We start from the raw sequence: 26,196 nt of genomic DNA, 5'->3' as shown, positions 1-26,196 counted from the left end.
GTTCTCGGAAGGGCCGTCATGTCGGATCTGGTCGCCATTCCCTCCCCGGGGACTCCGCTGTACTACGGCGAACCGGGCAGACCTCTCGTCGTACTCGTGCACGATTGGTATGGCCGCTTACCGTGGCTGGAGAACTACGCACGAGGTCTCGAGCACCAGGGTTACCGTGTCGCAGTGCCCGACCTGTTTTCCGGCGTCGCAACGACCGACGAGGCCACGGCCGAAGAACTGATGAACGAGTTGGATGTCGCCACCGCGCTGGCCTCCCTCGACGAAGTGATCCAGGCCGCCCACACAGAGGGCACCGAGAGGGTCGGCGTCGTCGGCTTCTCGATGGGCGGATGGCTCGCTCTCCTGCACGCGCAGGGTGGCGCAGTGGATGCCGTGGTCGCCTACTACGCGACCCTCGGCGCTTCGCAGCACGGCGTCATCCCCTGCCCCGTGCTGCTGCAGTTCGCCGAGACCGACGACTGGCGGCAGGGGGAGGAGCCGGAGTCTTTCGTCGGCCGTCTCAAAGATCACGGCACCCCGGTGACCGAGTTCAGTTACCTCGGTACCGTGCACTCCTTCGCCAACGCGACCATTGTCGACAAGACCGACGTCAACGCGGCGGCGCTGGCATTCGCCCGCACCGCGTCATTCCTCACCGATCACCTGGTCGACTGACCCCGTCGCTCACCGAGCCCTACCGCTCACCGAGCCTGTCGAAGTGTGCTCTGTCGTCATGCGTCGTGCGTGACATCCCACAGGTGATGCACCGGGTCGTGGATGAAGTACTTCGCGAAGCTCGTGATCGTGAACTGCACGCCGTCGCTGCGACGTCCAGGCCGGCCCCAGGCATCATCCGGCACCGCGTCGAAGGCGTCGGCGAGAACCCGCGCCGCCCGGAGCAGTTCGTCGGACACGATCGCGGGATCCTGCTCGTTGTAGCGCTCGGCGAGCGCCGTGGCATCCTGGTCCCAGTTCGGGTAGAGCGGGTCGTCCTGCTCCAGCATCAGAGCCAGGCGCTCGGTGTAGAGCCTGATCACATCGCGCACGTGAGCTCCGTACTCCAGGGGCGACCAGGTGCTGTCGTCTGGGCGCAGCCGCACCTCGGCGCGGTGGAGAACGGTCGGCCATGACTGGGCATTCGCGCGGAGGATCGCCGCGACATCCGTCTCGCCGAAGCCGGATGCGTCGAAACCGCACTCCGGGCACGGCTTCTCGATGACCCAGGTCCAGTTTTTCGTGTCAGGTGTAATCGCCATGGCTCCATCGTGCGGCACGCCGATAACCGGATACCGTAGATTTTGTGCCAACTTTCCCCGATGATGTCGTATCCGCCGTGCTCACCCATATGAACAGCGACCATCGGGACGACAATCTGTTGATCGTGCGAGCCTTCGCCGACGCATCCGCGGATGCCGCCACCATGGTTTCACTCGACGGCGCCGGCGGCTACTGGACCTATGCCGCGGTCGGAGAGACGAGAGCGCTCACACTGCCGTGGTCTGTGGCGATCACCGAGCGGGCGGAGATCCGCCGCGAGATCGTCGTGCTCTACGAGGCCGCCTGCGAGCGCCTCGGCATCGAACGCCGCCCGCACTGATGTAATGACCGGTTGCCAATTACCTACCAAACTGTGATGGCGTCGAGTACGAATACCCAGCGGGAGCGACGTTCGTCGGACCCTGGAAGAGGAACTTCATGACCAGATCTCCTAACCGCCTGTTGGCCGTCGTCTTCGGTGCGGTCTATCTCGTTGTCGGGCTGCTCGGTTTCATCACGACCAGCGCGTCCAACACCGGCTTCTTCGAGACCTCGGGTGGCCTGCTGCTCGGCATCTTCGAGGTGAATGTCTTCCACAATGTCGCCCACCTGGTGATCGGTGCTGCGCTGCTGCTTGCCGGCCTGTCCGGGGTGAGCGCGGCGAGAACCGTGAATAGCGTGGTGGGTGCTACCTATCTCGTGCTCGGTATCGTCGGCCTCTTCATCACCGGTACTGATGCGAACATCCTGGCCCTCAACGGGGCGGACCACATCCTGCATTTCGCGAGTGCCGTGCTTCTTCTCGGCGTCGGGCTCGGGGCTGACAAGGGTGTCAGCCACGCCGCTGTCGCCTAGTCTGCGCCGACGACAGAGAAGCCGACAACGGAAAAGCCAACGACGGAGGCTGATGACGGCGACCATGCGGGAGGGGAGAGCCACCGTGTCACAGATCACGCGTACCTGGCTGGCGTTCATCATTCTTACGATCTCAACGTCCCCGGCCGGGCACTGAGGCCGTTTAGCTGTACCGGTCGCGCCTGTCCAGCCAGGCGCGGCCGGTGCTTTCGCGGTCGATTCGCAGATGCGCGCGAGCAGAGTCTGGCTAAACTTAGGGCAACCTAACCTCGATCCTCCGGAGCGCCCTGCCGTGTCTGCCGTCATTCCCTTCTCGCAGGCCCTTCGCGAGCGCACCTGGTCGAGCCACGGCGACAGCGAGGGGGCATCCTTTATGTCCGATCTCATGACAGGCAAAGGCACCCGCGACGACTACATCGCCCTCGTCACCCAGCACTACTTCATCTACGAAGCCCTCGAGGCGGCAGCGGCCGGAATGGCGGATGACGCGGTCGCCGCGCAGTTCATCTCACCCCAGCTCACCCGCCTTCCCGCCATCGAACAAGACCTGCACTTTCTGATCGGCGATGACTGGCGCGACACGGTCGTCCCACTCTCCACCACGCAGCGCTACGTCGACCGACTGAACACCGTGGCGGCAACCTGGTCGGGCGGGTTCATCGCCCACCACTACACCCGCTACCTCGGCGACCTGTCTGGCGGCCAGGTCATCCGCACACTGATGCAGCGCCAGTTCGGCTTCGAAACCAACGGTGTCGGGTTCTACCTCTTCGACCAGATCGCCAGACCGAAGCAGTTCAAGGAGACCTACCGCCACCAGTTGGATGCCGTCGGCTGGGATGCGGAGGAGCGTGAGCGCGTGATCGACGAAGTACTCATCGCCTACCGTTTCAACACGGAGCTCTTCGAAGACCTGTCGCGAGCGAAGGCCGCCGCTGCGTAGTAAACGCCCCACGTGGCCCCGGCGACGAACGGCTTTCGGGGTCGATGCGGCCGGATGGGGTCACCGCGTTGACCCCATCCGGCCGCATCGACCCGCTTTACCAGACGCGCACGTCGAGCACAGGAACCGCGGCGACCGATCAACTTGGGCAGTCCCCGCCCGATCTGGCGGCAGTTCAGGCCTCGATGCCCGGCACCGTTGTCGCGCGGCTCATGAAACGCTCGACATCCGGGTCGACGCGGATGTCGCTGGGTCGCAGCGGGCGGCTGAGGTACAGGCCCTCGAGTTCGGTGAGCCTGCTCAGTGCGACATAGGTCTGGCCGGCGCTGAAGGTGCCGGAGCCCAGATCCACGATCGCACGATCGTAGGTTTTACCCTGCGATTTATGGATGGTGACCGCCCAGGCCAGTCGGAGCGGAAACTGCTGAAACTCGGCGACGATGTCTTTGCGCAACTGTTTCGTGGTGGCCGAGTAGGTATATTTGAACTTCTCCCAGATGGCCGGCTGCACCTCGTGAATCTCACCGTCGACCTCCACGAAGACAGTGGAGGCGATCCTGGTGACCGTTCCGATGGTGCCGTTCACCCAGCGCTGGCCACCATCGGTGCCTGAGTCATTGCGCAGGAACATCACGCGCGCGCCGACCTTGAGATCGAGCGCTTCGTCGGCGGGAAAGGCCCTGCCGCCGAACTCTCCGGTGATCTCGGCCTTCGCCGTGAGAACCCGGCCGGGCAGACGCCCGAGCTCAGCGGCATTGATGCGATTGACGGTGTCGTTGCGGGTGGCCAGGGTGATCGTGCCATCCGTAGGCGCCGGCCTCGCACCTGTCTCGTTGAGTCTGCCCGCGATCTCTGCGGTGACATGCCCGTGGCGCACGGCGTTGAGCATGTATTTGAATTCGGCCTCGTGCTGGCGGTGGATGGTGGTGAGCTCGAAGATCCGTAGCTCGGTCTCCTGCCAGACTTTGGCGTCGAAGAACCACATCGAGCGGTACTGGTCGGAGAAGTAGGCGCGCTCGTCAGCATCGCCTGGCACGGGGGCCAGCTGGTATGGATCCCCAAACAGCACCACCTGCACTCCCCCGAAAGCAGTGAACGGCTTCTGGCGCGCCTGGCGCAGGCTGCGGTCGATGGCATCCACGAGGTCGGCGTTGACCATCGAGACTTCGTCGATCACGAGGGTGTCGATGGTGTTGAGCAGCTTGCGCAGATCGCCGCTCTGATCGATGTCGTGGTCGGCTATCACCCCGATCGGCAACCGGAACAGCGAGTGGATGGTCTGGCCGCCGACGTTGAGCGCCGCGACCCCGGTGGGTGCGGCGATAACGACCTGCTTGTCGGTGTTCCACGACAGATGGTTGAGAAGAGTGGACTTTCCGGTGCCCGCGCGACCGGTGACGAAGATGTTCTCCCTGGTGTTCTCGATCGTCTCGAACACCGCGGCCTGCTCGGCGGACAGGGCGAATCCACTCACGATAAGCCCTCCACCACGGTCGCCGAACAGTCTCTCCAATCTACCCTCGCTCGCGCGCACGGCACGCTGCGCGAGACGATCGGTGGACAACGCGCCAGCTTAGGATGTGGGGATGGAGCGCAAGGTACTCACCCGTCTGCTTGTGCTCGCAGGGCTCCTGGTGGTCGCCTTCGTCGGCACCGTCGCGACGCTCAACCTCACCCTGTACAGCGCCTCCGGCTTCGTCCACTCCTACCTCGACACGCTCGCCCGACACGACGTGGAGAGCACACTGGACATCCCCGGCGTGAGCCTGGACAGGAAGGCCTCGACGAAGCTGACCGCGCCGGGTGCACTGGGCGACCTCGCCGACATCCACCTGGTCAGCGATACCGACAACCGCGACGGCACGCACAGTGTGAAATACGGCTACGCCTTCGACGGAACGAAGGGCACGACCACCTTCCACGTGGAGCAGACCGGCGCACGCCTCGGGCTCTTCTCGGGTTGGCGCTTCGTGGAGAGCCCGGTGAGCACGCTGCAGGTCACTCCGAAGAACGACGCGGAGTTCGACGCCAACGGCGTGCACCTCGCTTCGACGGGCGGCGCGAGCGTGCCTGACAATTTCCTGGTCTTCACGCCGTCTTCTGTCGAACTCAGCCACAGCTCCGCCTTCCTTACCGCGCCGAAGACGACGGTGCTGGTGAGTGAGGTCGGGGGCACCGTGCAGGCTGCGGTCGACATTCGGGCGAACAAGACCTTCGTCGCGGACGTGCAGAAAGAACTGCGCAGCTACCTCGGCGACTGCGTCACACAGAGAGTGCTGCTGCCCACCGGATGCCCGATGGGCAAACCGATCACCGACCGGATCCAGAACGACCCAACCTGGTCGATGACCGCCTACCCGACTGTCGCGATCATCCCCGGGAGCAAGGCCGGTACCTGGCAGGTACCGGAGACGCCGGCGATCGCGCACCTCGTGGTGAAGGTGAAGTCGATCTTCGACGGCACGATCTCGAACTTCGACCAGGACGTGCCGTTCACCGTGCGCTACCTGATCACCTTCCAGGCCAACGGCGATCCGCTCATCACCGCCCAATACTAATCAGCGGCCCAGGGACCAGCGGCGCAGTACTGACAGCGCGGCGCCGGCGATCAGCCCCGCTGAGCCCTGTCGGCCAGCATCCTGTTGTACTCCGTGAGCTCGGCATCGCCATCGCGGTCGGCCTTGCGGTCCAGTCGATTGGCATCACGCTCGTCGCTGCGGCTCCACATGATCGCGACCGTGATGGCGAGGATCACCGTGGGGATCTCCCCCACGCTCCAGGCGATACCGCCGCCGGTCTGCTGGTCGGCAATCGCGCTAACACCCCAGGTGCGGCCCATCGCCCCGAACCAGTTGGCCAGCAGCAGGCCGGATCCGGTCATCAGCGACAGCCCGAAGAACGCATGGAAGGCCATGGTGGCCAGCAGCGTCAGCAGTCGCATCGGATACGGTGCGCGATGCGGCACAGGATCGACCCCGATCATCGACTGCACGAAGAGGTAGCCGGCGGTGAGGAAGTGCACGACCATCCAGGTATGGCCGATGTGGTCCGTCGTCGCCCAGCTGAACAGCGGCGTGTAGTAGAAGAGCCAGAGCGAGCCGACGAAGATCACCGCGGCCACGACCGGATTGGTGAGGATGCCGGCGGCCCTCGAATGCACGGCGAGCATGATCCACTCCCGCGTACCACGACTGCCGTCCCCCCGTTTCACGATGGTGCGCAGGGCGAGAGTGAGCGGTGCCGCTGGAACAAGCAGCACAGGGATCATCATCCCGAGGACCATATGGCCGAGCATATGCACACTGAACAGGTACTTCTCGTAGGCGTTGATGCCGCCGTTGGTCACATAGAAGAGCCCGGCAAGTCCGGCGAGCCAGAGCACAGTGCGATACCAGGGCCAGCGGTCACCGCGCTTGTGCAGGCGCCAGACACCGGCGAGGTAGAAGAACGCCAGGAAGGCGATGATCAGCATCCACATGAGGTCGAAGTTCCACGTGGTGAAGTAGCGCGCGAAGGTCAGCTCCGGTGGCAGCGGTGACTGCGTCAGGATCCAGGCCGGACTGGTGGTCACCGCCACCTGCGGAATGAGCGGGTCGGTCTTGGCCAGGGCGGCTGCGGCCCCCGAGGCGAGACCCATGAATCCGAGTTCGGCGGCGACCATCCACCAGAAGTAGCCGCGGCCGCCGTTGTCTGCGCGCTGCATCCTGGCCACCAGGAAGCGGCGCTGGGCGAGTCCGAAGATGCCGAGCGCGCCCAGCGCGAAGACCTTGATCAGCACGAGGATGCCGTAGGGCTTGAGCAGACTCTCGAAGTTGGGCACACGCAGCGACGCGTTCACGACACCGGAGGCACCGACGACGATGAAGCAGATGAACGCCAGCGTGGAGTAGCGCGAGATGATCGGTCCGATCCGCCCGTGCTCGAGCGTCTTGCGCGCCAGCACGATGGTGACCAGCCCGCCCAACCAGACGGCGGCGAAGGCGAGATGCAGGCCGAGTGAGGTGACGGCGGCGTCGTGGCCGACGGCATCCGAGGAGTGGCCCTGCTGCGCCTCCGGCAGCAGGCCGGTGGCCGCGAAGATCGTGACGAACACGAGCACGGTGCGGTTGCGAACAGCGAAGCAGAGCACAGTGACGGCGGCCGGGATCAGGGTGGAAGCGAGCGCGGCCTGCCCCACCTCCTCGCCGGTGAGAAACTGCCCGAGCTGGGCCCCGAAGGTCGAATCGAGGCTGATCGGCGCCGTGTGGAAATTCATGAAGGTCAGGAATCCGACGAGGGCGGCGGCGATCGACCAGAAGGCGGCGGCTCCGGCGGCGATGTCGAGGGTCCTGGCGAACTCCTTCTCTCTCTCGCTCATGGCGAAACAGACCAGGATCAGCGCGCCGATAGTGACGGAGGCGCCGAGGTTGAAAAGCACGTTGGCTGCCGGGAGGCCGTAGCGGACGACGGCGCCCGGGTCGAAAAAGCGGTACGGATCGGCCGCTCCACCGATCTTGAGAGCCACAAACAGGGAGGCGAAAGCGACGACCAGCAGCAGGGCTGGACCGGCGACTTTCACGAGTCTTGGCACGGCATCCAGCCTATTCGAGGCGCCTGAACGTTGGAGCCGTCAGCGTTCACGCCGCCCGCGTTCACGCGCTCCGGGCGTTAACGCCGAAGGGGATGCCGGCCAGTGGCCGACATCCCCTTGCGGTGAGAGAAGTGAACTACTTCGCAGCAGCCTTGAGCTTGCTGCCAGCGCTGACCTTCACGCCGTAACCGGCAGCGATCTGGATCGCCTCGCCGGTCGAAGGGTTGCGACCCGCGCGAGCGGCACGGTGCGTGCGCTCGACTGCGAGCCAGCCCGGAATCGTAACCTTGGTGCCTTCGCCGACCGAGGTCGCGAGGGTGCTGAACAGGGCGTCAAGGACGCCATTAACTGACGCCTGGCTCTGGCCAGACGCAGCGGCAACTGCCGCGACGAGCTCGGTACGGTTTAGTGACTTGTCAGCCATTGAAGTCCTCCTCGGACGTTGTGCTTTTCAGAACAAACATTCCTGCTCACGAGAACAGTTCTGTTGCTTGGATCGAGCGTTTCAGTTATATGCAAAGTCGGCCATCAGGACCGAAACCCTGCAACCGCCTGTAATTTACCAGCTTGACTTGGTAATTCCGGGCAATTCGCCCCGGTGCGCCATATCGCGGAAACGAACACGGGAAACCCCGAACTGGCTGAGGAAACCACGCGGACGGCCATCGATGGCGTCACGACCACGCACGCGCACCGGAGATGCGTTGCGAGGAAGCTTCTGCAGGCCGAGGCGAGCGGCTTCGCGCTCAGCGTCGGTCGACGTCGGGTCGACGAGAGCCTTCTTCAGCTCCAGTCGCTTGGTCGCGTACCGCGCAACCACGATCTTGCGCTGCTCATTGGCAGCGATCTTGCTCTTCTTCGCCATGCTTAGCGCTCCTCGCGGAATTCGACGTGCTTACGCACAATGGGGTCGTACTTCTTGAGCACGAGTCGGTCGGGGTCGTTACGACGGTTCTTCTTGGTCACGTAGGTGTAACCGGTACCGGCGGTCGAACGGAGCTTGATGATCGGACGAACGTCCTGTGACTTAGCCATCAGATCTTCTCCCCACGGGCCAGGATGTCCTTGACCACGGACTCGATGCCGCGAGCATCAATGACCTTGATGCCTTTTGCGCTCAGCGTGAGCGTGACGTTACGGCGAAGCGACGGTACGTAGTACGTCTTCTTCTGCACGTTCGGGTCGAAACGTCGCTTGGTGCGACGGTGCGAGTGCGAAATGTTGTGTCCGAAGCCGGGAACGGCTCCGGTCACCTGGCACACTGCGGCCATGGTTTTCCTCCAATACCGTAGAGAGGTCGTCTCTACCCAAGGTCTCTTGTCGGCACACACCATCCACCAAGAAACTGCTGATGGATTTGTGTACAGGCTCGGGCGCAAAATGCACCCAGCAGCGTCTAATACTACGGATTGGCGCCGCCGGGTGCAAGCGGAGCGGTGACGCGGCCCACTACTTGCAGACCTTGCCGATAGCGGTGAAGTCGTCTGATACTGCCGTGACGGATGCCTGCAGCTTGGTGCTGTCCGCGTTGGCCGGGTCCGCGAGGGCACCCTTGACCTGCGTGATCATCGCCTTCAGAGAATCGTCGGCCTTCGCTCCGGCCTTCTTGACATCCGCGTTGGTGACCTTCTTGAGCCCCGTGTCGAAGGCGTCGGCGACGCTCTGCAACTTGCCGACGGCGGCGGTCGGGTCGCTGGCGATGTTTCCGAGGCTCGCGTTGAGATCCGTCGACGCGGCACTGACCGAGCTCTCGAGAGCCTTGCAGGCCGCAGTCTTGCTCTGGCCTGCTGGAGCCCCACCGCCAGCGGCACTCCCGCCGCCGGAACAGCCGGCGAGGGCGATCAGTGTTGCGGCGGAAGCCGCGAGGATGGCGAATCTGTGTCGCGAAGAAACGGTCAAGGAGAACCCCCAGAGAGTTGTGGTCGTGTGCAGGACTCAAATGGCCCCAGCATTCGAGACTACGCCCCCGCCTCACAAAGAGAAGTTCGCTATTCTTCTCCCGCTGTTCGCGAGCAGGCGGCGCAGAGTCCGAACACGTCGACCACATGGTTCGGCTGGGTGAAGCCGTGCTCTGCCGCCACGGACTTCGCCCAGAGTTCTACGGCGTCCGCCTCGATCTCAACCGTGAGCCCACAGTTGCGGCAGATCAGGTGATGATGGTGCTGACCCGGCGTGCAGGCACGATAGAGGCTTTCGCCCTCGAGCGACTGGAGCGAGTCGGCCTCACCCTCGACGGCGAGGTCGGCGAGCGCGCGATAGACGGTCGCAAGCCCGATCGGCGAACCGGTGCCGCGCAGGCTGGAGTGCAGGCTCTGCGCACTCACGAAACCCTCGTTGCTGCCGAGCGCTTCGCGAACGGCCTCGCGCTGCCAGGTGTTTCGCTTCACGCCTCGATCCTAACTTTGGATGGCTGTGCGGAGGCTCGACGCCCGTTGTTTCCGCTTCGACCTTTCCGGGCGCCGATGATGCGGCAGACGACGTAAATCAGAAAGGAGATCGTGGTGACGTAGGGACTGATCGGCAGGCCGCCGCCCAGAGCGAGCAGGATGCCACCGACCACCGAGGTCACCGCGAAGATCACGCTGAGCAGGGGGGTCAGAAACGGCGACGCGGTCACTCGCATCGCCGCGGCGGCCGGCGTGACGAGCAGCGAGAGCACCAGCAGCGCCCCGACGATCTGGATAGACACCGCGGTGGCGAGTCCGAGCAGGATCATGAAGGCGATCGAGATGGTGGTGACGGGCAGGCCCTTGGCTCGCGCCACATCCGCATCCACGCTGGCGAAGCTCAGCGGACGCCAGACGACGAACAGCCCGATGATCACCACGATCGAGATGATGGTGAGCATCAGCAGTTGGGGGTCGTCGACCGAGACGATCTGCCCGGTCAGCAGGCCGAACTTGTTAGCACTCCTGCCCTTGTAGAGGGCGAGAAACAGAATGCCGAGCCCCAGCCCGAATGGCATGAGCACCGCGATGATCGAGTTGCGTTCCCTCGCCTTCGCCCCGAGGATGCCGATGAGCAGCGCCGCCAGCAGCGAGCCGCCGATCGATCCGGCGACGACGTTCACGCCGAACAGCAGGGCAGCGGATGCCCCGGCGAAACTCAGTTCGCTGATGCCGTGTACCGCGAAGGCGAGATCGCGGGTCATCACGAATGGCCCGATCAGGCCGCCGACGACGCCGAGGATCGCGCCGGCGACAATCGAGTTCTTCACCAGTACGAGCAACTCGCCGTAGTTCTCGAAGCCGAAGATCTGGTGCCAGAGATCCTGGTTCACTGTTCACCACCGGCCTTGATGTGGTGTTCGAGATGATCGTGCACGCCGTAGCCCTCCGGAGCGCCAAGCACCACGATGCGACCGCGGCTGCGGATCACCTCGACGGGGGTGTCGTACATGTACGACAGCACCTCTGAGCGCAGCACCTCATCCGGGGTTCCGACACGGAAGCGTCCGCCGGCGAGGTAGAGCACGCGGTCGACCATCCCCAGAATCGGGTTCACATCGTGGGTGACGAAGACGACGGCGGTGTTCAGTGCCTTGCGCTGCTCATCGATCAACTCACTCACCTGGCGCTGGTGGTGCAGGTCGAGGGAGATCAGCGGCTCGTCGCAGAGCAGCAGTCGCGGGTCTCCGGCTATCGACTGGCCGACCCTGATGCGCTGCTGCTCTCCGCCGGAGAGCGTCGCGACCGGCACGTTCGCGTACTCGATGGCACCCACCGATTCGAGGATGCCGTCGACTTTCCTGCGGACCGCCTTCGATGGCACCGGCAGCCCCCAGCGATTGCCGTTGACCCCGAAGGTGATGAGGTCACGGGCTCGCAGGGGAGTTCCCGGTTCGAGCAGCTTCTGCTGCGGGATGTAGCCGATCTTCCGGCTGCCACGCCCGACGGGAGAGCCAAGGAACTCGATCGATCCGGAGGTCAGTTTCTGCTGGCCGAGGATCGTCTTGAGCAGGCTTGTCTTGCCGGTGCCGTTCGGTCCGAGCACCGCGAGGAACTCGCCGGGCTGCACGTCGAGGTTGAGGTTCTGCCAGAGCTGACGGTCCCCGAACGACAGGGTCGCCGAGCGCAGGCTCAGTACCGGAGTTTCGGTATCGGGTTCCACGAGATCCTTAGCTACCGGGCCGAACGCCCGGCAGGTTACTTGGTGAGGGCGGCCTTCACCGCGTTGAGATTGTCGGTCATCCAGCCGAGATAGTCCTTACCGCTCGGCAGGGTTTCCGTGACCGGGACGACCGCCACACCCGCGCTCTTCGCCGCCGCGAGCACCTGCTCCGTCTCCGGACCGCTGGTCTGTTCATTGTAGGCAAGAAGCTTCACGGTGCCTTCGCTGAAGAGGGCAAGGGTGTCTTTGAGTACGACGGGGGAAACATCCGTTCCCCCTTCGATCGCCTTGCTGAACTTCTGCGGGGTCTTATTGACCAGGCCGGATGCCTCGAGCAGGTACAGCGGCACGGGTTCGGTAATCGCGACACCCTCACCCGAGAAGCTGGACTTGAGGTTGGTCTCGTCACTCTCCAGCCTGTCGAGGGCGTCCGTGAACTTCTTCGCGTTGGCGGTGAAGGTCTTCGCGCCGGACGGCTCGATCGCGGTGAAACGATCGACGATCGCGTCGACGACCCTGTGCACCGTGGGGAAGTCGTACCAGAGGTGCTCGTTGAACTCGCCCCCTGCCGGCTTCTGGTCGTAGCCGGAGATGTTGGCGGCGTTCAGCACCGCAACCTTCGAGTTGTTGGCGCCCTTAAGCAGAGTGCCGACGAAATCGTCGTAGCCGCCGCCGTTCTCGATCACGACCTGCGCCTTGGAGAGGGCGAGCTGCACCTGGGCGTCGGCCTCGTAGGAGTGCGGATCCTGCGACGGGTCGCTGATGATCGAGTCGACAGTGACCAGGTCGCCGCCGATCGTCGACGCGATATCACCGTAGACATTGGTGGATGCGACGACCCGGAGAGGTCCGTAGCCAGTGGTCGCACCGGCCGACGACGAATCCGCCGGGGACGAGCATCCGGCGAGCGCGAGGGACGCAGCGACCGCGCCGACGATGAGGATGGGGAGAGACTTCACGCGCATGAGGTGTGGAGCTTTCTAACTTGGGTATGGACAGTTGATAACTGTAATGAGATTCGTTATCAATAGTACACGCTGACTCGGGCCACTACTACCGAGTTGTGTGGCAACTGTTCCCGTCTGGCGCTTGTGTTCCCGTTCGACGGGGAACAAACGCGCCAGACGGGAACATTTGTCGGCACAGCAACGACCCCGCGCTAGTCGAGCAGGAGAGCAGGCTCCTCGATGATGCTCGCGACATCCGCGAGGAAGCGGCTGGCGACGTCCCCGTCCACGATGCGGTGATCGAAGCTCGCACCGAGCGTCGTCACGAAACGCGGACGCACCTCGCCATCGACCACCCACGGCTTCTGCTTGATCGTGCCGAGGGCGACGATCGCGACCTCCCCGGGGTTGAGGATCGGGGTGCCGGTGTCCATGCCGAAGACACCGATGTTGGTGACGGTGATGGTTCCATCGGCCATCTCGGCCGGCTGGGTCTTGCCGTCGCGCGCGGTGAGCGTGAGCTGCTCGATCGCCGAGGCGAGTTCGCGCAATGAGAGCTCCTGCGCTTCCTTGATGTTCGGCACGATGAGCCCACGGGGGGTGGCCGCGGCAATGCCGAAGTTCACGTAGTGCTTGACGATGATCTCGCTGTCAGTCCATTGCGCGTTGACCGTCGGGTTGCGGCGCACGGCCCAGATCATCGCTTTGGCCATGATCAGCAGCGGGGAGACCTTCACGCCGGCGAAGTCGGCGGAGTTCTTGAGCCGCTTGACGAACTCCATGGTGCGCGTGGCATCGACATCGACGAAGAGGCTCACGTGCGGCGCGCTGAAAGCACTCGAGACCATGGCGGTGGCGATCGCCTTGCGCACGCCCTTCACCGGGATGCGCTCCTCCCGATCGCTCGACCAGGCCGGCGTCTCAATGTTGCGGAACAGGCTCGCCTGCGAAGCGTGACGCACCACGTCGTCGCGGGTGATCTCGCCCGCGAGACCGGTGGGGTTCACCTCGGCGAGGTCTACGGCCAGGTCCTTCGCCAGCTTGCGGATCGGCGGCTTCGCGATGATGGCAGACGCGGATGCCGCGGGCACCGACGACGGACGCGCGGCGGGTGGCGGCGTACCGGTCGAAGCCGCAGCTGCCGCTCCAGCAAGTGCCGGGCGGCTGCGCCGGGACGACCCGTGACCCTTCAGCCCGTAGCCGACGAGCACGGCATCCTGCTTCTCGCCGCTCTCAGAGGCTGCCTTCTCGTGGGTGATGCTGCCTGCGGTGTCGGTGACCTCATCCGAGTCGATCACCGGGGGAGCCTCTGCGACCTCCGGCGTCGAACCCGCCGAGGAGACGGAGATGATCGGGGTTCCCACGTCGACGGTGGTGCCCTCCTGCACGAGGATCGCGGTGACGACGCCCTCGAATGGCGAGGGCAGCTCGACGAGCGACTTCGCCGTCTCGATCTCGACCAGCACCTGGTTGACGGTGACCGCGTCGCCCGGCTTGACCTTCCAGGCAACGATCTCCGCCTCGGTCAGGCCTTCGCCGACATCCGGGAGAGTGAATTCTGAGCTGCTCATGGTGTGCTCCTGTTGTGCTCTGAAAAGCGATGCTCTAGTAAGCCAGGGACCGGTCGACGGCCTCGAGTACGCGGTCGGCATCCGGAAGATAGGTGGTCTCGAGTTTGGCGGGAGGGAACGGTGTGTCGAACGCCGTCACCCGAAGCACCGGAGCCTCGAGCGTGTAGAAGGCCTTCTCGGTGACCGTCGCCGCGATCTCGGAGGCGATGCTCACGAAGCCAGGGGCTTCGGATGCCACGACGAGTCGACCGGTCTTCTGCACCGAGGCGAGAATCGGGCCGTAGTCGATGGGGGAGAGGGAGCGCAGGTCGATGACCTCGATGCTCGTACCTTCGACCTCCGCGAGTTCTGCGGCCTGCAGCAGAACGGTGACCATGGCGCCGTGTCCGACGACAGTGACCTCGCTGCCGGTGCGGACCACGCGGCTCGAATGCAGCGGCACGGCACTCGCCGAGAAGTCGACGGGACCCTTGTTCCAGTAACGGCTCTTCGGCTCGAAGAACATCACGGGGTCGTTGGAGGCAATCGCCTCCTGGATCATCCAGTAGGCGTCGTTGGGGGTACTCGGGCTCACCACGCGGAGTCCCGGTGTGTGGGCGAAGTACGCTTCAGGGCTTTCCTGGTGGTGTTCGACAGCGCCGATGTGTCCGCCGTAAGGCACGCGGATAACCACGGGCATGCTGACCTGGCCCTCGTGACGACTGGTGAGCTTGGCCAGTTGGGTGGTGATCTGGTCGAAGGCGGGGAAGATGAATCCGTCGAACTGGATCTCGCAGACCGGCCGGTAGCCGCGGAGGGCGAGACCGATCGCGGTGCCGACGATCCCGGACTCGGCGAGCGGGGTGTCGAAGACCCGCTTGGTGCCGAACTCGGCCTGGAGGCCCTCCGTCACCCGGAAGACGCCGCCCAGCGGACCGATGTCCTCACCCATGATGAGCACTTTGTCGTTCTCGCCGAGGGCCTTGCGCAAGCCGGCATTGAGGGCCTTGCCGAGGGGAAGATCCTGGGTCTCGGTCGGCATTGGGGCGGCCTCGACATCCGCCGTTTCGATGCTCACGCGTTACCTCCGAATGACGCCTCGTAGTCGGCGAGCCACTGCTTCTGGGCATCTATCACCGGATGCGGCTCGGAGTAGACATGGTTGAACAGCTTCTCCGCGGATGGCGGTGCCATTTCGAGGGTGCGCCGACGAAGATCGGCAGAGAAATCCTGGGCCTCGGTCGCGACCTCGGCGAAGAAACCGTCACCCTCGCCTTTGCTGCGCAGGAACGCCTCGAAGCGCTCGATCGGGTCGCGGGCGATCCAGCCCTGCAGTTCCACGTCGCCACGGTACTTTGTCGGGTCGTCACTGGTCGTGTGAGCGCCGATGCGATAGGTGAGGGCCTCGATCATTCGTGGGCCTCCGCCAGAACGGGTCTCTTCGAGATTCTTGCGCGTGACGGCGTAGCTGGCGAGCACATCATTGCCGTCGATCTGCACGCTGGGGATGCCGAAGCCCTGCGATCGCAGGTAGAGCGGAATGCGGGACTGAACGCTCACCGGCACTGAGATCGCCCAGTGATTGTTCTGCAGGAAGAACACCTGCGGGGTTTGGAAGCTGGCCGCGAAGACGAAAGCCTCGCTGACATCGCCCTGACTGGTCGCGCCGTCACCGAAGTAGACGATCACGGCCTCATCGGTCTCGGGATTGCCGGTGGCCGTCATGCCGTCGAAGTTGATGCCCATCGCGTAGCCGGTGGCGTGCAGTGCCTGCGAGCCGAGCACCAGCGTATAGAGGTGGAAGTTGTTGTTCGTCGCCGGGTTCCAGCCGCCGTTCGACACGCCGCGCATCAGGCCGATGATGTCGAGCACGTCGAGTCCACGGACCAACCCGACCGAGTGCTCGCGGTAGGACGGGAAGATGTGGTCCTGCGCGCGGGTCGCACGGCCGGATCCGACCTGGGCGGCCTCCTGGCCGTGGCTCGGCGGCCAGAGGGCGAGTTGCCCCTGGCGCTGCAGGTTCGTCGCCTCGAGGTCGAACCGGCGGGTGATGACCATGTCGCGGTGAAACTGGCGCAGGTCGTCATCGGCCAGTGCGTCTATGTAGGGGAGATACTCTGCGGCCGTGTCATCCGTCTGCAGAACGCCGTCGGCGGAGAGAAGTTGCACCGTCTGTGTGGGTTCTACCTCGGCGGTTCCTGCCACGGTGACCTCGCAGTCCTGTCTGTGCCCTGGGCCCGATGGGCCGGCATCCGGTAGTTCGATGCGGCGCCGCCCAAGCGACACCGAGGTTCTAATCTAACGTGGCCTTGCAGAGGGTACTTGGTAGGTTGGCGACAACCTCTGCGGAAGCTCTTAGGAGTTTGTCCACAGACTGCGCCTCCCCAATCGACACACGGATGCCCTCCGGAGACAGCGGGCGCACCACGATTCCGTTTCGGGCGAACACCTCAGTCGCCTCCTGGGTGTAGTCGCCGGTGGCAAGCCAGACGAAGTTGCCCTGCGGCTTCGGCACTGACCAGCCCTGATCGGTGAGCGCGAGCCAGACCTGGTCGCGAAGCGCCGCGATGCGGGAGACCCGCTCGAAGAGCTCCTCCTCATGCTCGAGGGACACCAGCGCCGCCTGCATCGCCGGTTGGGTGACGGAGAGCGGGATGGATGTGCTGCGCGCCGCATCGAGGATGTACTCTGGCCCGACCGCGTACCCGATCCGCAGCCCCGCAAGCCCGTAAGCCTTCGAGAAGGTGCGCAGCACGACGAGGTTCTGGTACCGCCCGTGCAGCATCGCACCATCGACAGCGGTCTCGTCGGTCACGAATTCGACGTAGGCCTCGTCGAGTACGACGAGCACATCCTGCGGCACGACGGTCATGAACCGGGCGAACTCGTCGGCCGTGACGATGGTGCTCGTGGGGTTGTTCGGGGTGCAGACGATGATGACGCGGGTGCGCTCGGTGATCCCCGCAGCCATCGCATCGAGGTCGTGCCGTTCATCCGGCGTATTCGGCACCTGGATGCTGGTGGCTCCCGATACCGAGACAAGCCCTGGATAGGCCTCGAAGGACCGCCAGGGGTAGAGCACTTCGTCGCCGGGACCCGCGGCAGCCTGGATCAGCTGGGAAAGAATGGAAACGGAACCCGCCCCGAGATGCACCTCGGCCACGCTCACGCCGAAACGCCCCGCGATCGCAGCTCGTAGTTCCATCCCGGCGCCCGGATAGCGGTTTACTCCAGAGGATTCGGCGAGGGCTGCAATGACCGCCGGAATGGGCTCGAAGGGGTTCTCGTTGGAGGACAGTTTGAACGCGTCCTCGGCAGCCGGCTTGCCCTGGCGATAGGCGGCCAACGCCACGATCTCGGGCCGCAGCTTGACGGGAGGCGTCTCGGGAATGGTCACCCCTCAAGCCTAGGCGCGCCCAGAACGATTGCACACGCGACCGCGGCACGGGCATAGTTGTGGCATGTCGAGATTTCTAGTGCGCCTGATCATCAATGCCGTGGCCCTGTGGCTGACCACTCTCATCGTCGCGGGGGTACGCGTGGTACCCTTCGGCAACCAGGACACCCTGGCCTGGGTACTCACCTACCTGCTGGTCGCCCTGATCTTCGGCATCGTCAACGGGGTGATCGGCAACTTCATCCGAATCGTCGCCTTCCCTCTCTATGTGCTCACACTCGGTCTCCTCGCTCTCGTGGTGAACGCGCTGCTGCTTCTCCTGGTGAGTTGGATCACCTCGCTTCTCGGTTTCGGTCTGGTGGTCGACGGTTTCTGGTGGGGTGTGCTCGGCGCCCTCGTGCTGGCCCTGATCAGCTGGCTCATCGGCATCATCATCCGTCCGCTGGTGGGGCGCGGCGGCCGGTAGTCATCACGGCCGGTCGTCGTCACGGCCGGTCCGCGCGTTCTGCGCTATACAGGGTGGACTCGACGGTGGTCGATTGACCGCCGAACTCGGCGAATTCACGGCCAGAGCGCACCAGTCGCTCCTCCTCGGATCCGTCGATCAGCCGCGCCGTCTCCAGGTACGGACCGATCTGATGCGCGGGGAAGACGACACCGGTCGACACCGGTCGATCCGCGAACACTTCGCGACGCACCAGCACCGGATCCGACCCCTGCCAGTTGCCCGCAAGCGCGGGCACGAGATCGTCGGTATGTTCCACGGCCACCCACGGCACGTCGGAGGGAATCTCGATCTGCGCCGCCGGTGCCCCGAGCGTGAAAACGCCCTTCGTGTTGTAGTCGCCGGAACCGGCGAGCTGCGCCGCGATCAGGCCGCCCTGGGAATGACCGTTGAAGACGACCGGTGAGTCGGCGTCGATGCCCTCCATGCGCATCGCCTCCGCCACCGCCCGATAGGAACCCGACTCCCCACCGGCCATCGAGTTCATGTTGCTGGTCATGTCCCACGGCTGATCGCCCGGCACAAGCGAGAAATCCCTGGTGCCGCTGACGTAGACCTCGTACCGGTTGGACCCGTCGGCCTGCTGGTACCTGTCGATGCGCACCTGCGCGGCGCCTCGCGGCAATCGCGCGGCCCGCTCCTCGAAGGTCAGCGGTGCCGTCGTGATCGTCGTGCCAGACCTCTGCACGGTCACCGGCGTTTCGGCGAGCGCCCCTGTCATGCCGCCGACGCCGACCACGATGGCCGAGGACGACGTGACCCCGAAAATGCCGAGGCCCTCATCGCCGAGGGCGTGGACCACATCGGGCGGCAGATGCAACACTCCACCACCGATGTCGTCGACGCTCATCACCAGCAGACGCACGAGCTGCACCGTGCGCGGATCGCTGAGAGCCGTGCTGTTCTTGCGGAACCATTCCGGGAGGCCAGCGAACAGTGCCTTACGCGACTGCTCAGGCATGAGCGCGAGCCCGACGGCTACGCCACCCGCCACCCCGACGATGGCCGGCAGTAGGGAGAGTGCGATGCTCGGCAGCATCATGCCGAAGAGCCAGCCGAACCTCGCCGCAAGCTCCTGCGTGAGCCGGGTGGCTGAGCGTTCGACGAAACCGTAAGCCTCTGCCGACTGTTCGAGCGCCAACCTCAGCTGAGCGGCGCGGGGTGCCGCCCTCGAAATAACCAGGGACGCGTCATCCATGTCTTCCTCGGCAGCGATGGCGCTCGCCGGCGCGTTCGCCCGCAGGGTTGCGGACGCCACGACCCTGTCGATCACGGCGAGTTGAGCAAGGCAGTCCACCAGCCGGGCGTGCAGCGCGTCGAGTTGCTGGGCCTGCACGAACAGTTCCTCCGTGGCGACGGCGCTCGAACCGCCACCGCTGACGACGATGTCACCCGACACGATCGGCCATCACGCTCACCGCTCTGCGGGTATGGGAGACAGCACTTCGGATCAGCATGTCGGCGCTCGCGAGATCCCGCCCGAGCGACTCGACAGCGGCGACATAGAGACGGTGGGCCTCTCCACGCCAGATCTCGCTGTGCGCGGCGTGCGGGATGCCCATGAGCGCCTCCTCGAACCGGTCCACCAGCGATTCCAGTGCCTGCAACTGCCGCTCGAGCGCTGCTCGCACTCGAACCTGCTCGGCCGAGACATCCACGACATCCGACATTCGTTCTCCCTTCGATGCGGCCATCCTGCGCCAACCAAGAGACCGGATGCGCGAGGTACAACAGAACAGAGAACCCGCTCGCACGCTCACATCCTGTGCAGGAGCAGACGACGCAATCTGCGCGACAATGGAGGCATGAGCTTCGACCGCACACTCGATGAGTCGGCGCTCTTCAGAATCTGCTTCGTGTGCACGGGCAACATCTGCCGCTCGCCGATGGCGGAGGTCGTCTTTCGTGACCAGGTGAAGAAGGCCGGCTACGAGGGAGCGGTCACCGTTATCTCCGCGGGAACCGGCGACTGGCACGTCGGCGAGCATTCCGACGCACGCACCATCGCGGCCCTCTCCGCCCGCGGATACGATGGCTCACGGCACAGGGCGAAACAGTTCGATCCCGACTGGTTCGACAACCTCGACCTGGTGGTCGTCTTCGACCGCAGCCAGGAACGCATCCTGCGGGCCTGGGCCAACACGGAACAGGATCGTGGCAAGGTGCAGATGCTCCTCAGCTTCGACAGCGACCAGGCAGCCCAGGTCGATGTTCCTGACCCGTACTACTCCGACGCCGCCATGTTCGGCAGCGTCCTCGGGATGATCGAAAAGTCCAGCGCGGCGCTCTTCCGCCAAATTGAGCCAGGAATCCGACGGGGAGTCTCGTGAGCCCACTGCCAGAACAACCACTGAGTCCGCTCGACGGCCGCTACAGGGCCGCCGTCGTCGAACTCGGCGAGCATCTCTCAGAGGCTGGCCTCAACCGCGCCAGGGTGCACGTGGAGGTGGAGTGGTTGATTTATCTCACCGACAACGAGTTCTTCGGCTCGAAGCGGTTCGACCCCGAGCAGGCTCGTGCCCTGCGCCAGCTGGTCGCCGACTTCGGGCAGGCCGACATCGACGAACTCGCCGTCCTCGAGGCGACCACCCGCCACGACGTGAAGGCCGTCGAGTACTACGTGCGCGCACGTCTCGCACAACTCGGACTCACGGATGTCGCAGAGCTCACCCACTTCGCCGCGACGAGTGAAGACGTGAACAACCTCTCCTACGCGCTCACCATCAGCGCCGCGGTACGAAACGTCTGGCTGCCGAAGGTGCATGCCGTGATCGACGCCCTCTACGAACGTTCCATCGCGCATCGCGACGCCGCAATGCTCGCCCACACGCACGGCCAGCCTGCGACCCCCACCACCGTCGGCAAGGAGTTCGCGGTGTTCGTTGGGCGCCTGCGCCGCATCATCGCCCAGATCGAGGCGACGGAGTACCTGGGCAAGTTCAGTGGCGCGACCGGCACCTTCGCGGCTCACGTCGCGGCCGACCCGACCAGGGACTGGCCGGCCATCTCGCGGGAGTTCGTGACCTCGCTCGGACTGAGCTGGAATCCGCTCACCACCCAGATCGAGCCGCACGACTGGCAGGCGGAGCTCTATCAGCGCGTCAGCCACGCCAATCGTGTGCTGCACAACCTGGCGACGGACATCTGGACCTACATCTCCATGGGCTACTTCAGCCAGATCCCGCAGGCCGGAGCCACCGGCTCCTCGACGATGCCACACAAGATCAACCCGATCCGTTTCGAGAACGCTGAGGCGAACCTGGAACTCTCCAGCGCCCTGCTCGACTCGCTCGCGGCCACCCTCGTCACCTCACGGCTGCAACGCGATCTCACCGACTCCACGACACAGCGCAATGTGGGCGTCGCTCTCGGTCACTCCGTGCTCGCTCTCGACAACATCCTGCGCGGCCTCGGCGAGATCGCCGTGAACCCCGTGCGGCTCGACGAGGACCTCGACGGTAACTGGGAGGTGCTCGGCGAGGCCATCCAGACGGTCATCCGGGCCGAGGTCACCGCCGGTCGCAGCTCGATCGCTGATCCCTACGCCATGCTCAAGGAGCTCACCAGGGGCAAGCGCGTCGACCAGGCGGAACTCGTGGCCTTCGTGCAAGCGCTGGATATCGGCGACGAGGCGAAGGCACGCCTGGTGGCGCTGACACCGGCCGGCTATATCGGTCTCGCCAGCCAACTCGTGGACTACGCGGCGGAGTAACGCCGACATCCGGCTCCCACTGTCCGGCTCCTATCTGTCCGCTGCCGTTTCGGCGTTCCGCTGCCGTTTTCGCAACAGCGGAACGCCGATTCGACAGCGCTCACAAGATCTCTGGGGGCTCAGCTGCGACTCTGGGCGTCCGACTAGTGGTCGCGTCCCTCGTTGTCCTGCTCGTCGAGGTCGGTCTTCTCGGCATCCCCCGGTTTGATCGCCAGCGAGAACATCGCGATTGCGACCAGCGACACGATGAACGCGATTCCGAAGAAGATCAGCGCCAGCATCGGCTCCCGCGTGGTCAGCAGAACTACAAGACCGATGAACACGGCGATAACCGCCGAGAGCACGATGAATTCGAGTGGGCGCAGGCGATCCTGGCGGCTGGGGGTTGTCACGCCTTGGTCTCCTCGTGTTTTGCTGCGTCGGCGGATGTCGCTGCCGGTGCGGTCTGGGTGCCCCACTTGGCCGAGAGACCGGCGATGAGCAGGTAGACGGCGATGATCGCCGCATAGGCGCCGAGCAGTCCGACTACCACGACGGACGCGTCAAGCACCCGATGCACGCCATCAGGCCCGGTGAAGCCCTGGCGGAACCCCGGCGGTATCAGCAGGAAGACGAGGGCGGCCACCGCGGTGAATACGCCGACTCCGACCCAGTCACCGGATGCCACGAACCGGCGTCGACTGCGGAGCCCGCTGTACAGCTCAAGGAAGCCGGTGATCGCGGCGAAGGCGGTGAGTGTGAAGAACAGCCCACGAACTCCTCCGTCATTGAAGGCGAGTGCGAGGATGCCGGCCGCCACAGTGATCGCTCCCTGCGCGATCAGGTACGAGCGCACCGGCGATTCGCCGAGTCGCAGGAAGGCCATCAGACCGACGACGATGCCGCTGACGATGCCGAAGACACCGAAGGAGACCAGCCCGAACTGTGCGGAGTGGTCGGCGGAGAACGTGATCACCAGCGCAAGCGCCGCTGCCGGGATAGCCCGTGCAATCGGCACCGGCCAGTAGGCCGCTCGTTGCGCGGCGTTGTCCTGCGTGGCAGCCACGGGACCTCTTTCTCGACTCAGCAACGCAGGCCAGTTTACGCTGCCGTCGCTGGGAGGTTCCGCCCTCCACCTGCGCCTCGATCAGCCGGCAGCCATGTCCTGGAAGCGGGAGAAGTGTCCTTGGAACGCCACGGTCACCGTGCGGGTCGGACCGTTACGGTGTTTAGCCACAATGAGGTCGGCCTCGCCGGCGCGCGGGTTGTCTTTCTCGTAGGCGCTCTCACGGTGCAGCAGGATCACCATGTCTGCGTCCTGCTCGAGCGACCCGGACTCACGAAGGTCGGAGAGGGCCGGCATCTTGTCCGAGCGCTGTTCAGGTCCACGGTTGAGCTGGGAGAGGGCGATCACGGGAACCTGAAGCTCCTTGGCCATCAGCTTGAGCGCACGGGAGAACTCGCTCACTTCCTGCTGGCGGGATTCGACGCGCTTGCCGGAGGTCATCAACTGCAGGTAGTCGATGATCACCATCTTCAGCCCAACCTTCTGCTTGAGCCTGCGGCACTTCGCCCGGATCTCTACCAGAGTCATGTTGGGGCTGTCGTCGATGTAGAGCGGTGCGTCGTTGATGCGGCCCCTTGTCGACGCGATCGTCGTCCAGTCGCGGGTGTCGACGGTGCCCTTGCGCATGTTCTGCAGTGGGACGGATGCCTCGGCCGACAGCAGGCGCATCGCGATCTCGGAGCGCCCCATTTCCAGCGAGAAGAAGATCGACGGCATGTCGTGCTTGATGGATGCCGCGCGCGCGAAGTCCAGCGCGAGCGTCGACTTTCCGAGTGCCGGACGTGCCGCCACGATGATCAGCTGCCCACCGTGCAGGCCATTCGTCAGCTCGTCGAGCTCGGCGAACCCGGTCGGGACTCCGGTCATCGATCCGTCGCGACCCTTCGCCGCCTCGATCTCGTCGATGGCCGTGGTGACCGCGACGGTGAGCGGGATGAAGTCCTCGGCCTCGACACCGCCGGTGACGCCATAGATCTCGGCCTGGGCGTTGTTGACCAGGTCGACGACCTCGCCCTCGCTGGCGTAACCCATCTGCACGATCCGGGTGCCGGCCTCGACCAGGCGACGCAGTACGGCCTTCTCGGCGACGATCGTGGAGTAGAAGCCCGCGTTCGCGGCGGTCGGCACGAGGCTGGTCAGCGTGTGCAGGTATTCCGCGCCACCGGCGCGGGTCAGTTCGCCCGTCTTGGTCAGTTCGTCGGTGACCGCGATGACATCGGTCGGTTCGCCGTGCGCGTAGAGCGAGAGGATCGCGTCGAAGATGATCTCATGCTTCGGCATGTAGAAGTCGACGGCACGCACCGACTCGATGACGTCGGCCACGGCATCCTTGCTGAGGAGCATGCCGCCGATCGCGCTCTGCTCTGCGAGCAGGTCGTGCGGGGGAGTGCGCTCGGAGTGTCGCTGGTCTGTCGCAAGTCCCAGGTGGGCGATCGACATCTTCCAGCTCCTTCAGAACTTCTGGCCATACTCACGAAACATCTGACTCACGAAACATCTGATTCACAAACATCGAGACCCACGAGACATCGGCGGATGCCGCACAGAAAAAGTCTCTCGTGACGCAGTTGTACCCCCTGCGACCGACACTCCACCCCTGTCGTCGGTTACCGGTTCCTGTTCCCCGGTGACGCACTGCTACACCTTAGGAAGGCGTGACGGGAGCCGCCAACCACCCCTGTGGATAAACCTGTGGGTAAAAGGGGCGAAACGCCGGTAGCCGTGTGAGCAACCTGTGGACTTATCTGTTAGTAACTAAAGAATTCTAGCCGTTGAGATGAGGTTGACCAGCATTTTTTACGACTTCACCCTGTGTGTAGAAACATGTTTACAGTTGCGGTTGAGGGTTGGTGCCGGAATCCCTCAACTGTGTACAAACAAGACTGCGTCGTCTCGAAAAAGCGTGAAAAAGGGGGCTGGCGGCCGACCCTTGTCGACTGCTAGCCCCCTGACAAAAAACGCTACTTCGCAGCGACCACCTGGATGGTGATCGTCGCGACCAGGTCGTCACGCAGGCGAACTGTCGCCTCATGTTGGCCGGTCGCTTTGATCGGGGTCGAGATCTCGATCTTGCGTTTGTCGACACTGCCGAGGCCAGCGGCGGAGACCGCGTCAGCGACATCCGTCGTCTTGACAGAACCGAAGAGGCGCCCGCCCTCGCCGGCCTTGACGGTCAGCTTGACCGTCGTGGCCTCGAGCTTGGCCTTGAGGTCCTGTGCTTCCTCGATCGTGGCGTGCTCGCGTGCGACGCGGGCGGCCTTGATCGATTCGACCTGCTTCTCTCCACCGCGGGTCCACGCAACAGCGAAGCCCTGAGGGATGAGATAGTTGCGGCCGTAGCCGTTCTTGACGTCGACGACGTCTCCGGGGGCACCGAGGCCGGTGACCTCGTGCGTGAGGATCAACTTAGACATGTGATGGCTCCTTAACGGCCTGAGCCGGCGTAGGGAAGCAGTGCCATCTCACGCGCGTTCTTGACGGCGCGGGCGATGAGGCGCTGCTCCTGCACGGAGACACCGGTGATGCGGCGGGCGCGGATCTTTCCACGCTCCGAGATGAACTTGCGGAGGGTTGCAACGTCCTTGTAGTCGATGACACCGACGCGAATGGACTTCGCGGGGGCGGCGTTCTTGCCACCCTTGAGAGTGCGGAGGGGCTTGCGGCGATCGCCGCTGCTCTTTCCAGCCATGGTTTCCTGCTTTCTGAAGAAGAAGTTGTATTTGGGGGCGAGCAGCCTAGAAAGGCGTCTCGTCGTTGTAGCTACCCGGGGTGTTCCACACGTCGCCGTTCGCCGACTCCGCAGCGGGAGCGGATGCTGCCCACGGCTCGTCTGCAACCTGTCCGCCGCCACCGCCCTGTCCACCCTCACGGGAGGAGGAGGTGCGGGTGACCTGGGCCGTCGCATAGCGAAGGCTCGGACCGATCTCGTCGACCTCGAGCTCGATGCTGGTGCGCTTCTCGCCCTCTTTGGTCTCGTACGACCGCTGCTTGAGGCGACCCGTTGCTACGACCCTCGAACCCTTGGTGAGGGATCCAGCGACGTGCTCAGCGAACTCGCGCCATACGCTCGCGCGCAGGAACAGCGCCTCTCCGTCTTTCCAGTCGTTGCTTGCCCTGTCGAAGCTGCGCGGAGTGGATGCGATGGTGAAGTTGGCAACCGCCAGCCCGTTCTGCGTGTAACGCAGTTCCGGGTCGCTCGTGAGGTTGCCCACCACGGTGATTACGGTTTCGCCGGCCATGGCTCAGTTACCAGCGGGGGTCTCGGCGGTTGCCGCGTTGGCTGCGGGAGCCTCGGCGGTTGCGTCCTCGGCTGC

Annotated in this window: 32 protein-coding genes; 8 read left to right on the top strand and 24 right to left on the bottom strand. The window is 64.5% G+C overall.

The features are described from left to right. Nucleotides 1-18 precede the first annotated feature (18 nt). A complete protein-coding gene (locus ABIB56_RS14145; protein WP_354569861.1) occupies nt 19-666 on the top strand; it encodes a dienelactone hydrolase family protein in 648 nt (215 codons plus the stop codon). Between the two features lie 56 nt (nt 667-722). Here the strand turns inward: ABIB56_RS14145 and ABIB56_RS14140 are convergent, their stop codons facing one another. Continuing rightward, nucleotides 723-1,247: a DinB family protein gene (locus ABIB56_RS14140; protein ID WP_354569860.1), complete on the bottom strand. Its 525-nt coding sequence runs from the start codon at nt 1,245-1,247 to the stop codon at nt 723-725. A 44-nt stretch (nt 1,248-1,291) separates the two neighbouring features. On the opposite strand from ABIB56_RS14140, the gene ABIB56_RS14135 reads away from it, so the two are divergent. The 3 genes from ABIB56_RS14135 to ABIB56_RS14125 all read left to right on the top strand — a co-directional run bounded on the left by ABIB56_RS14135 (nt 1,292) and on the right by ABIB56_RS14125 (nt 3,046). Continuing rightward, the gene (locus ABIB56_RS14135; RefSeq protein WP_354569859.1) at nt 1,292-1,588 is read left to right on the top strand and encodes a DUF2470 domain-containing protein; all 297 of its coding nucleotides are present in this window, start codon (nt 1,292-1,294) and stop codon (nt 1,586-1,588) included. Nucleotides 1,589-1,686: 98 nt separating this feature from the next. Then, nucleotides 1,687-2,103 (top strand): DUF4383 domain-containing protein, encoded by a 417-nt coding sequence (locus tag ABIB56_RS14130; RefSeq protein ID WP_354569858.1) that lies wholly within the window; start codon nt 1,687-1,689, stop codon nt 2,101-2,103. Nucleotides 2,104-2,395: 292 nt separating this feature from the next. Then, nucleotides 2,396-3,046 (top strand): biliverdin-producing heme oxygenase, encoded by a 651-nt coding sequence (locus tag ABIB56_RS14125; protein WP_354569857.1) that lies wholly within the window; start codon nt 2,396-2,398, stop codon nt 3,044-3,046. A gap of 175 nt (nt 3,047-3,221) precedes the next feature. Here ABIB56_RS14125 and ABIB56_RS14120 read toward each other — a convergent pair whose 3' ends face one another. Further along, on the bottom strand, nt 3,222-4,520 hold the full coding sequence (locus ABIB56_RS14120; RefSeq protein ID WP_354569883.1) for an ATP-dependent DNA helicase: 1,299 nt from the start codon (nt 4,518-4,520) through the stop codon (nt 3,222-3,224). A 112-nt stretch (nt 4,521-4,632) separates the two neighbouring features. Between ABIB56_RS14120 and ABIB56_RS14115 the strand changes: the two genes are divergently transcribed. Further along, the gene (locus ABIB56_RS14115; protein WP_354569856.1) at nt 4,633-5,604 is read left to right on the top strand and encodes a hypothetical protein; all 972 of its coding nucleotides are present in this window, start codon (nt 4,633-4,635) and stop codon (nt 5,602-5,604) included. A 50-nt stretch (nt 5,605-5,654) separates the two neighbouring features. On the opposite strand, the gene ABIB56_RS14110 is transcribed toward ABIB56_RS14115, so the two are convergent. The 14 genes from ABIB56_RS14110 to ABIB56_RS14045 form a co-directional block, all read right to left on the bottom strand. Continuing rightward, nucleotides 5,655-7,616 (bottom strand): bifunctional copper resistance protein CopD/cytochrome c oxidase assembly protein, encoded by a 1,962-nt coding sequence (locus ABIB56_RS14110; RefSeq protein ID WP_354569855.1) that lies wholly within the window; start codon nt 7,614-7,616, stop codon nt 5,655-5,657. Nucleotides 7,617-7,752: 136 nt separating this feature from the next. Next, on the bottom strand, nt 7,753-8,040 hold the full coding sequence (locus ABIB56_RS14105) for an HU family DNA-binding protein (protein ID WP_354569854.1): 288 nt from the start codon (nt 8,038-8,040) through the stop codon (nt 7,753-7,755). 135 nt (nt 8,041-8,175) lie between these two features. Continuing rightward, a complete protein-coding gene (rpsN, locus tag ABIB56_RS14100; protein ID WP_147784259.1) occupies nt 8,176-8,481 on the bottom strand; it encodes a 30S ribosomal protein S14 in 306 nt (101 codons plus the stop codon). 2 nt (nt 8,482-8,483) lie between these two features. Further along, a complete protein-coding gene (rpmG, locus tag ABIB56_RS14095; RefSeq protein WP_502917612.1) occupies nt 8,484-8,651 on the bottom strand; it encodes a 50S ribosomal protein L33 in 168 nt (55 codons plus the stop codon). After that, a complete protein-coding gene (rpmB, locus tag ABIB56_RS14090; protein ID WP_092550451.1) occupies nt 8,651-8,887 on the bottom strand; it encodes a 50S ribosomal protein L28 in 237 nt (78 codons plus the stop codon). Before rpmB ends, rpmG begins: the two co-directional genes overlap by 1 nt. A 178-nt stretch (nt 8,888-9,065) precedes the next feature. Then, nucleotides 9,066-9,515, bottom strand: coding sequence for a hypothetical protein (locus tag ABIB56_RS14085; protein ID WP_354569853.1), 450 nt, complete (start codon nt 9,513-9,515; stop codon nt 9,066-9,068). Between the two features lie 89 nt (nt 9,516-9,604). Next, on the bottom strand, nt 9,605-10,003 hold the full coding sequence (locus ABIB56_RS14080) for a Fur family transcriptional regulator (protein WP_354569852.1): 399 nt from the start codon (nt 10,001-10,003) through the stop codon (nt 9,605-9,607). Then, the gene (locus ABIB56_RS14075) at nt 10,000-10,896 is read right to left on the bottom strand and encodes a metal ABC transporter permease (RefSeq protein WP_354569851.1); all 897 of its coding nucleotides are present in this window, start codon (nt 10,894-10,896) and stop codon (nt 10,000-10,002) included. Before ABIB56_RS14075 ends, ABIB56_RS14080 begins: the two co-directional genes overlap by 4 nt. Beyond that, entirely contained in the window at nt 10,893-11,726 is an 834-nt protein-coding gene (locus ABIB56_RS14070; protein WP_354569850.1) for a metal ABC transporter ATP-binding protein, read from the bottom strand. Before ABIB56_RS14070 ends, ABIB56_RS14075 begins: the two co-directional genes overlap by 4 nt. Nucleotides 11,727-11,761: 35 nt before the next feature. Next, nucleotides 11,762-12,691: a metal ABC transporter solute-binding protein, Zn/Mn family gene (locus tag ABIB56_RS14065; RefSeq protein WP_354569849.1), complete on the bottom strand. Its 930-nt coding sequence runs from the start codon at nt 12,689-12,691 to the stop codon at nt 11,762-11,764. 194 nt (nt 12,692-12,885) lie between these two features. Beyond that, entirely contained in the window at nt 12,886-14,244 is a 1,359-nt protein-coding gene (locus tag ABIB56_RS14060) for a dihydrolipoamide acetyltransferase family protein (RefSeq protein ID WP_354569848.1), read from the bottom strand. 34 nt (nt 14,245-14,278) lie between these two features. Beyond that, nucleotides 14,279-15,265: an alpha-ketoacid dehydrogenase subunit beta gene (locus tag ABIB56_RS14055; RefSeq protein ID WP_354569881.1), complete on the bottom strand. Its 987-nt coding sequence runs from the start codon at nt 15,263-15,265 to the stop codon at nt 14,279-14,281. Nucleotides 15,266-15,297: 32 nt separating this feature from the next. After that, entirely contained in the window at nt 15,298-16,428 is a 1,131-nt protein-coding gene (locus tag ABIB56_RS14050) for a thiamine pyrophosphate-dependent dehydrogenase E1 component subunit alpha (protein WP_354569846.1), read from the bottom strand. Nucleotides 16,429-16,516: 88 nt separating this feature from the next. Then, nucleotides 16,517-17,620, bottom strand: coding sequence for a histidinol-phosphate transaminase (locus ABIB56_RS14045; RefSeq protein ID WP_502917611.1), 1,104 nt, complete (start codon nt 17,618-17,620; stop codon nt 16,517-16,519). Nucleotides 17,621-17,684: 64 nt separating this feature from the next. On the opposite strand from ABIB56_RS14045, the gene ABIB56_RS14040 reads away from it, so the two are divergent. Beyond that, nucleotides 17,685-18,086 carry a phage holin family protein gene (locus tag ABIB56_RS14040; protein ID WP_354569845.1) on the top strand — a complete coding sequence of 134 codons (402 nt, stop codon included), beginning with the start codon at nt 17,685-17,687 and terminating at the stop codon, nt 18,084-18,086. Nucleotides 18,087-18,105: 19 nt separating this feature from the next. Here the strand turns inward: ABIB56_RS14040 and ABIB56_RS14035 are convergent, their stop codons facing one another. Continuing rightward, nucleotides 18,106-19,524, bottom strand: a complete 1,419-nt coding sequence (locus tag ABIB56_RS14035; RefSeq protein ID WP_354569843.1) for a hypothetical protein — start codon at nt 19,522-19,524, stop codon at nt 18,106-18,108. Then, nucleotides 19,514-19,819, bottom strand: coding sequence for a hypothetical protein (locus ABIB56_RS14030; protein WP_354569842.1), 306 nt, complete (start codon nt 19,817-19,819; stop codon nt 19,514-19,516). Before ABIB56_RS14030 ends, ABIB56_RS14035 begins: the two co-directional genes overlap by 11 nt. A 111-nt stretch (nt 19,820-19,930) precedes the next feature. On the opposite strand from ABIB56_RS14030, the gene ABIB56_RS14025 reads away from it, so the two are divergent. Beyond that, nucleotides 19,931-20,455: a low molecular weight protein-tyrosine-phosphatase gene (locus ABIB56_RS14025; RefSeq protein ID WP_354569841.1), complete on the top strand. Its 525-nt coding sequence runs from the start codon at nt 19,931-19,933 to the stop codon at nt 20,453-20,455. Continuing rightward, nucleotides 20,452-21,837: an adenylosuccinate lyase gene (gene purB, locus ABIB56_RS14020; protein WP_354569839.1), complete on the top strand. Its 1,386-nt coding sequence runs from the start codon at nt 20,452-20,454 to the stop codon at nt 21,835-21,837. Before ABIB56_RS14025 ends, purB begins: the two co-directional genes overlap by 4 nt. A 143-nt stretch (nt 21,838-21,980) precedes the next feature. Here the strand turns inward: purB and ABIB56_RS14015 are convergent, their stop codons facing one another. From ABIB56_RS14015 to ABIB56_RS13990, 6 genes are all read right to left on the bottom strand, one after another. Beyond that, the gene (locus ABIB56_RS14015) at nt 21,981-22,229 is read right to left on the bottom strand and encodes a hypothetical protein (protein ID WP_354569838.1); all 249 of its coding nucleotides are present in this window, start codon (nt 22,227-22,229) and stop codon (nt 21,981-21,983) included. Further along, nucleotides 22,226-22,882: a hypothetical protein gene (locus ABIB56_RS14010; RefSeq protein ID WP_354569837.1), complete on the bottom strand. Its 657-nt coding sequence runs from the start codon at nt 22,880-22,882 to the stop codon at nt 22,226-22,228. Before ABIB56_RS14010 ends, ABIB56_RS14015 begins: the two co-directional genes overlap by 4 nt. A gap of 81 nt (nt 22,883-22,963) precedes the next feature. Next, the gene (gene dnaB, locus ABIB56_RS14005) at nt 22,964-24,322 is read right to left on the bottom strand and encodes a replicative DNA helicase (RefSeq protein WP_354569836.1); all 1,359 of its coding nucleotides are present in this window, start codon (nt 24,320-24,322) and stop codon (nt 22,964-22,966) included. Nucleotides 24,323-24,843: 521 nt separating this feature from the next. After that, nucleotides 24,844-25,296 (bottom strand): 50S ribosomal protein L9, encoded by a 453-nt coding sequence (gene rplI, locus ABIB56_RS14000; RefSeq protein WP_354569835.1) that lies wholly within the window; start codon nt 25,294-25,296, stop codon nt 24,844-24,846. An 11-nt stretch (nt 25,297-25,307) separates the two neighbouring features. After that, nucleotides 25,308-25,571 carry a 30S ribosomal protein S18 gene (gene rpsR / locus ABIB56_RS13995; protein WP_196830392.1) on the bottom strand — a complete coding sequence of 88 codons (264 nt, stop codon included), beginning with the start codon at nt 25,569-25,571 and terminating at the stop codon, nt 25,308-25,310. A 46-nt stretch (nt 25,572-25,617) separates the two neighbouring features. Next, the gene (locus ABIB56_RS13990) at nt 25,618-26,121 is read right to left on the bottom strand and encodes a single-stranded DNA-binding protein (protein WP_354569833.1); all 504 of its coding nucleotides are present in this window, start codon (nt 26,119-26,121) and stop codon (nt 25,618-25,620) included. Nucleotides 26,122-26,196 lie beyond the last annotated feature (75 nt).

It is taken from the genome of Glaciihabitans sp. UYNi722 (assembly GCF_040549465.1).
In the GTDB taxonomy this organism is placed as follows: domain Bacteria; phylum Actinomycetota; class Actinomycetes; order Actinomycetales; family Microbacteriaceae; genus Lacisediminihabitans.
This window is presented reverse-complemented; position numbering and strand designations above follow the sequence as displayed.

Bases quoted from the DNA above. Each gene is read 5' to 3' on its own strand.
- ABIB56_RS14145 (WP_354569861.1), top strand. From the start codon at position 19: ATGTCGGATCTGGTCGCCATTCCCTCCCCGGGGACTCCGCTGTACTAC.
- ABIB56_RS14140 (WP_354569860.1), bottom strand. From the start codon at position 1,247: ATGGCGATTACACCTGACACGAAAAACTGGACCTGGGTCATCGAGAAG.
- ABIB56_RS14130 (WP_354569858.1), top strand. From the start codon at position 1,687: ATGACCAGATCTCCTAACCGCCTGTTGGCCGTCGTCTTCGGTGCGGTC.
- ABIB56_RS14115 (WP_354569856.1), top strand. From the start codon at position 4,633: ATGGAGCGCAAGGTACTCACCCGTCTGCTTGTGCTCGCAGGGCTCCTG.
- ABIB56_RS14105 (WP_354569854.1), bottom strand. From the start codon at position 8,040: ATGGCTGACAAGTCACTAAACCGTACCGAGCTCGTCGCGGCAGTTGCC.
- rpsN (WP_147784259.1), bottom strand. From the start codon at position 8,481: ATGGCGAAGAAGAGCAAGATCGCTGCCAATGAGCAGCGCAAGATCGTG.
- rpmG (WP_502917612.1), bottom strand. From the start codon at position 8,651: ATGGCTAAGTCACAGGACGTTCGTCCGATCATCAAGCTCCGTTCGACC.
- rpmB (WP_092550451.1), bottom strand. From the start codon at position 8,887: ATGGCCGCAGTGTGCCAGGTGACCGGAGCCGTTCCCGGCTTCGGACAC.
- ABIB56_RS14065 (WP_354569849.1), bottom strand. From the start codon at position 12,691: ATGCGCGTGAAGTCTCTCCCCATCCTCATCGTCGGCGCGGTCGCTGCG.
- ABIB56_RS14060 (WP_354569848.1), bottom strand. From the start codon at position 14,244: ATGAGCAGCTCAGAATTCACTCTCCCGGATGTCGGCGAAGGCCTGACC.
- ABIB56_RS14055 (WP_354569881.1), bottom strand. From the start codon at position 15,265: ATGCCGACCGAGACCCAGGATCTTCCCCTCGGCAAGGCCCTCAATGCC.
- ABIB56_RS14040 (WP_354569845.1), top strand. From the start codon at position 17,685: ATGTCGAGATTTCTAGTGCGCCTGATCATCAATGCCGTGGCCCTGTGG.
- ABIB56_RS14030 (WP_354569842.1), bottom strand. From the start codon at position 19,819: ATGGCCGCATCGAAGGGAGAACGAATGTCGGATGTCGTGGATGTCTCG.
- ABIB56_RS14025 (WP_354569841.1), top strand. From the start codon at position 19,931: ATGAGCTTCGACCGCACACTCGATGAGTCGGCGCTCTTCAGAATCTGC.
- dnaB (WP_354569836.1), bottom strand. From the start codon at position 24,322: ATGTCGATCGCCCACCTGGGACTTGCGACAGACCAGCGACACTCCGAG.
- rplI (WP_354569835.1), bottom strand. From the start codon at position 25,296: ATGTCTAAGTTGATCCTCACGCACGAGGTCACCGGCCTCGGTGCCCCC.
- rpsR (WP_196830392.1), bottom strand. From the start codon at position 25,571: ATGGCTGGAAAGAGCAGCGGCGATCGCCGCAAGCCCCTCCGCACTCTC.
- ABIB56_RS13990 (WP_354569833.1), bottom strand. From the start codon at position 26,121: ATGGCCGGCGAAACCGTAATCACCGTGGTGGGCAACCTCACGAGCGAC.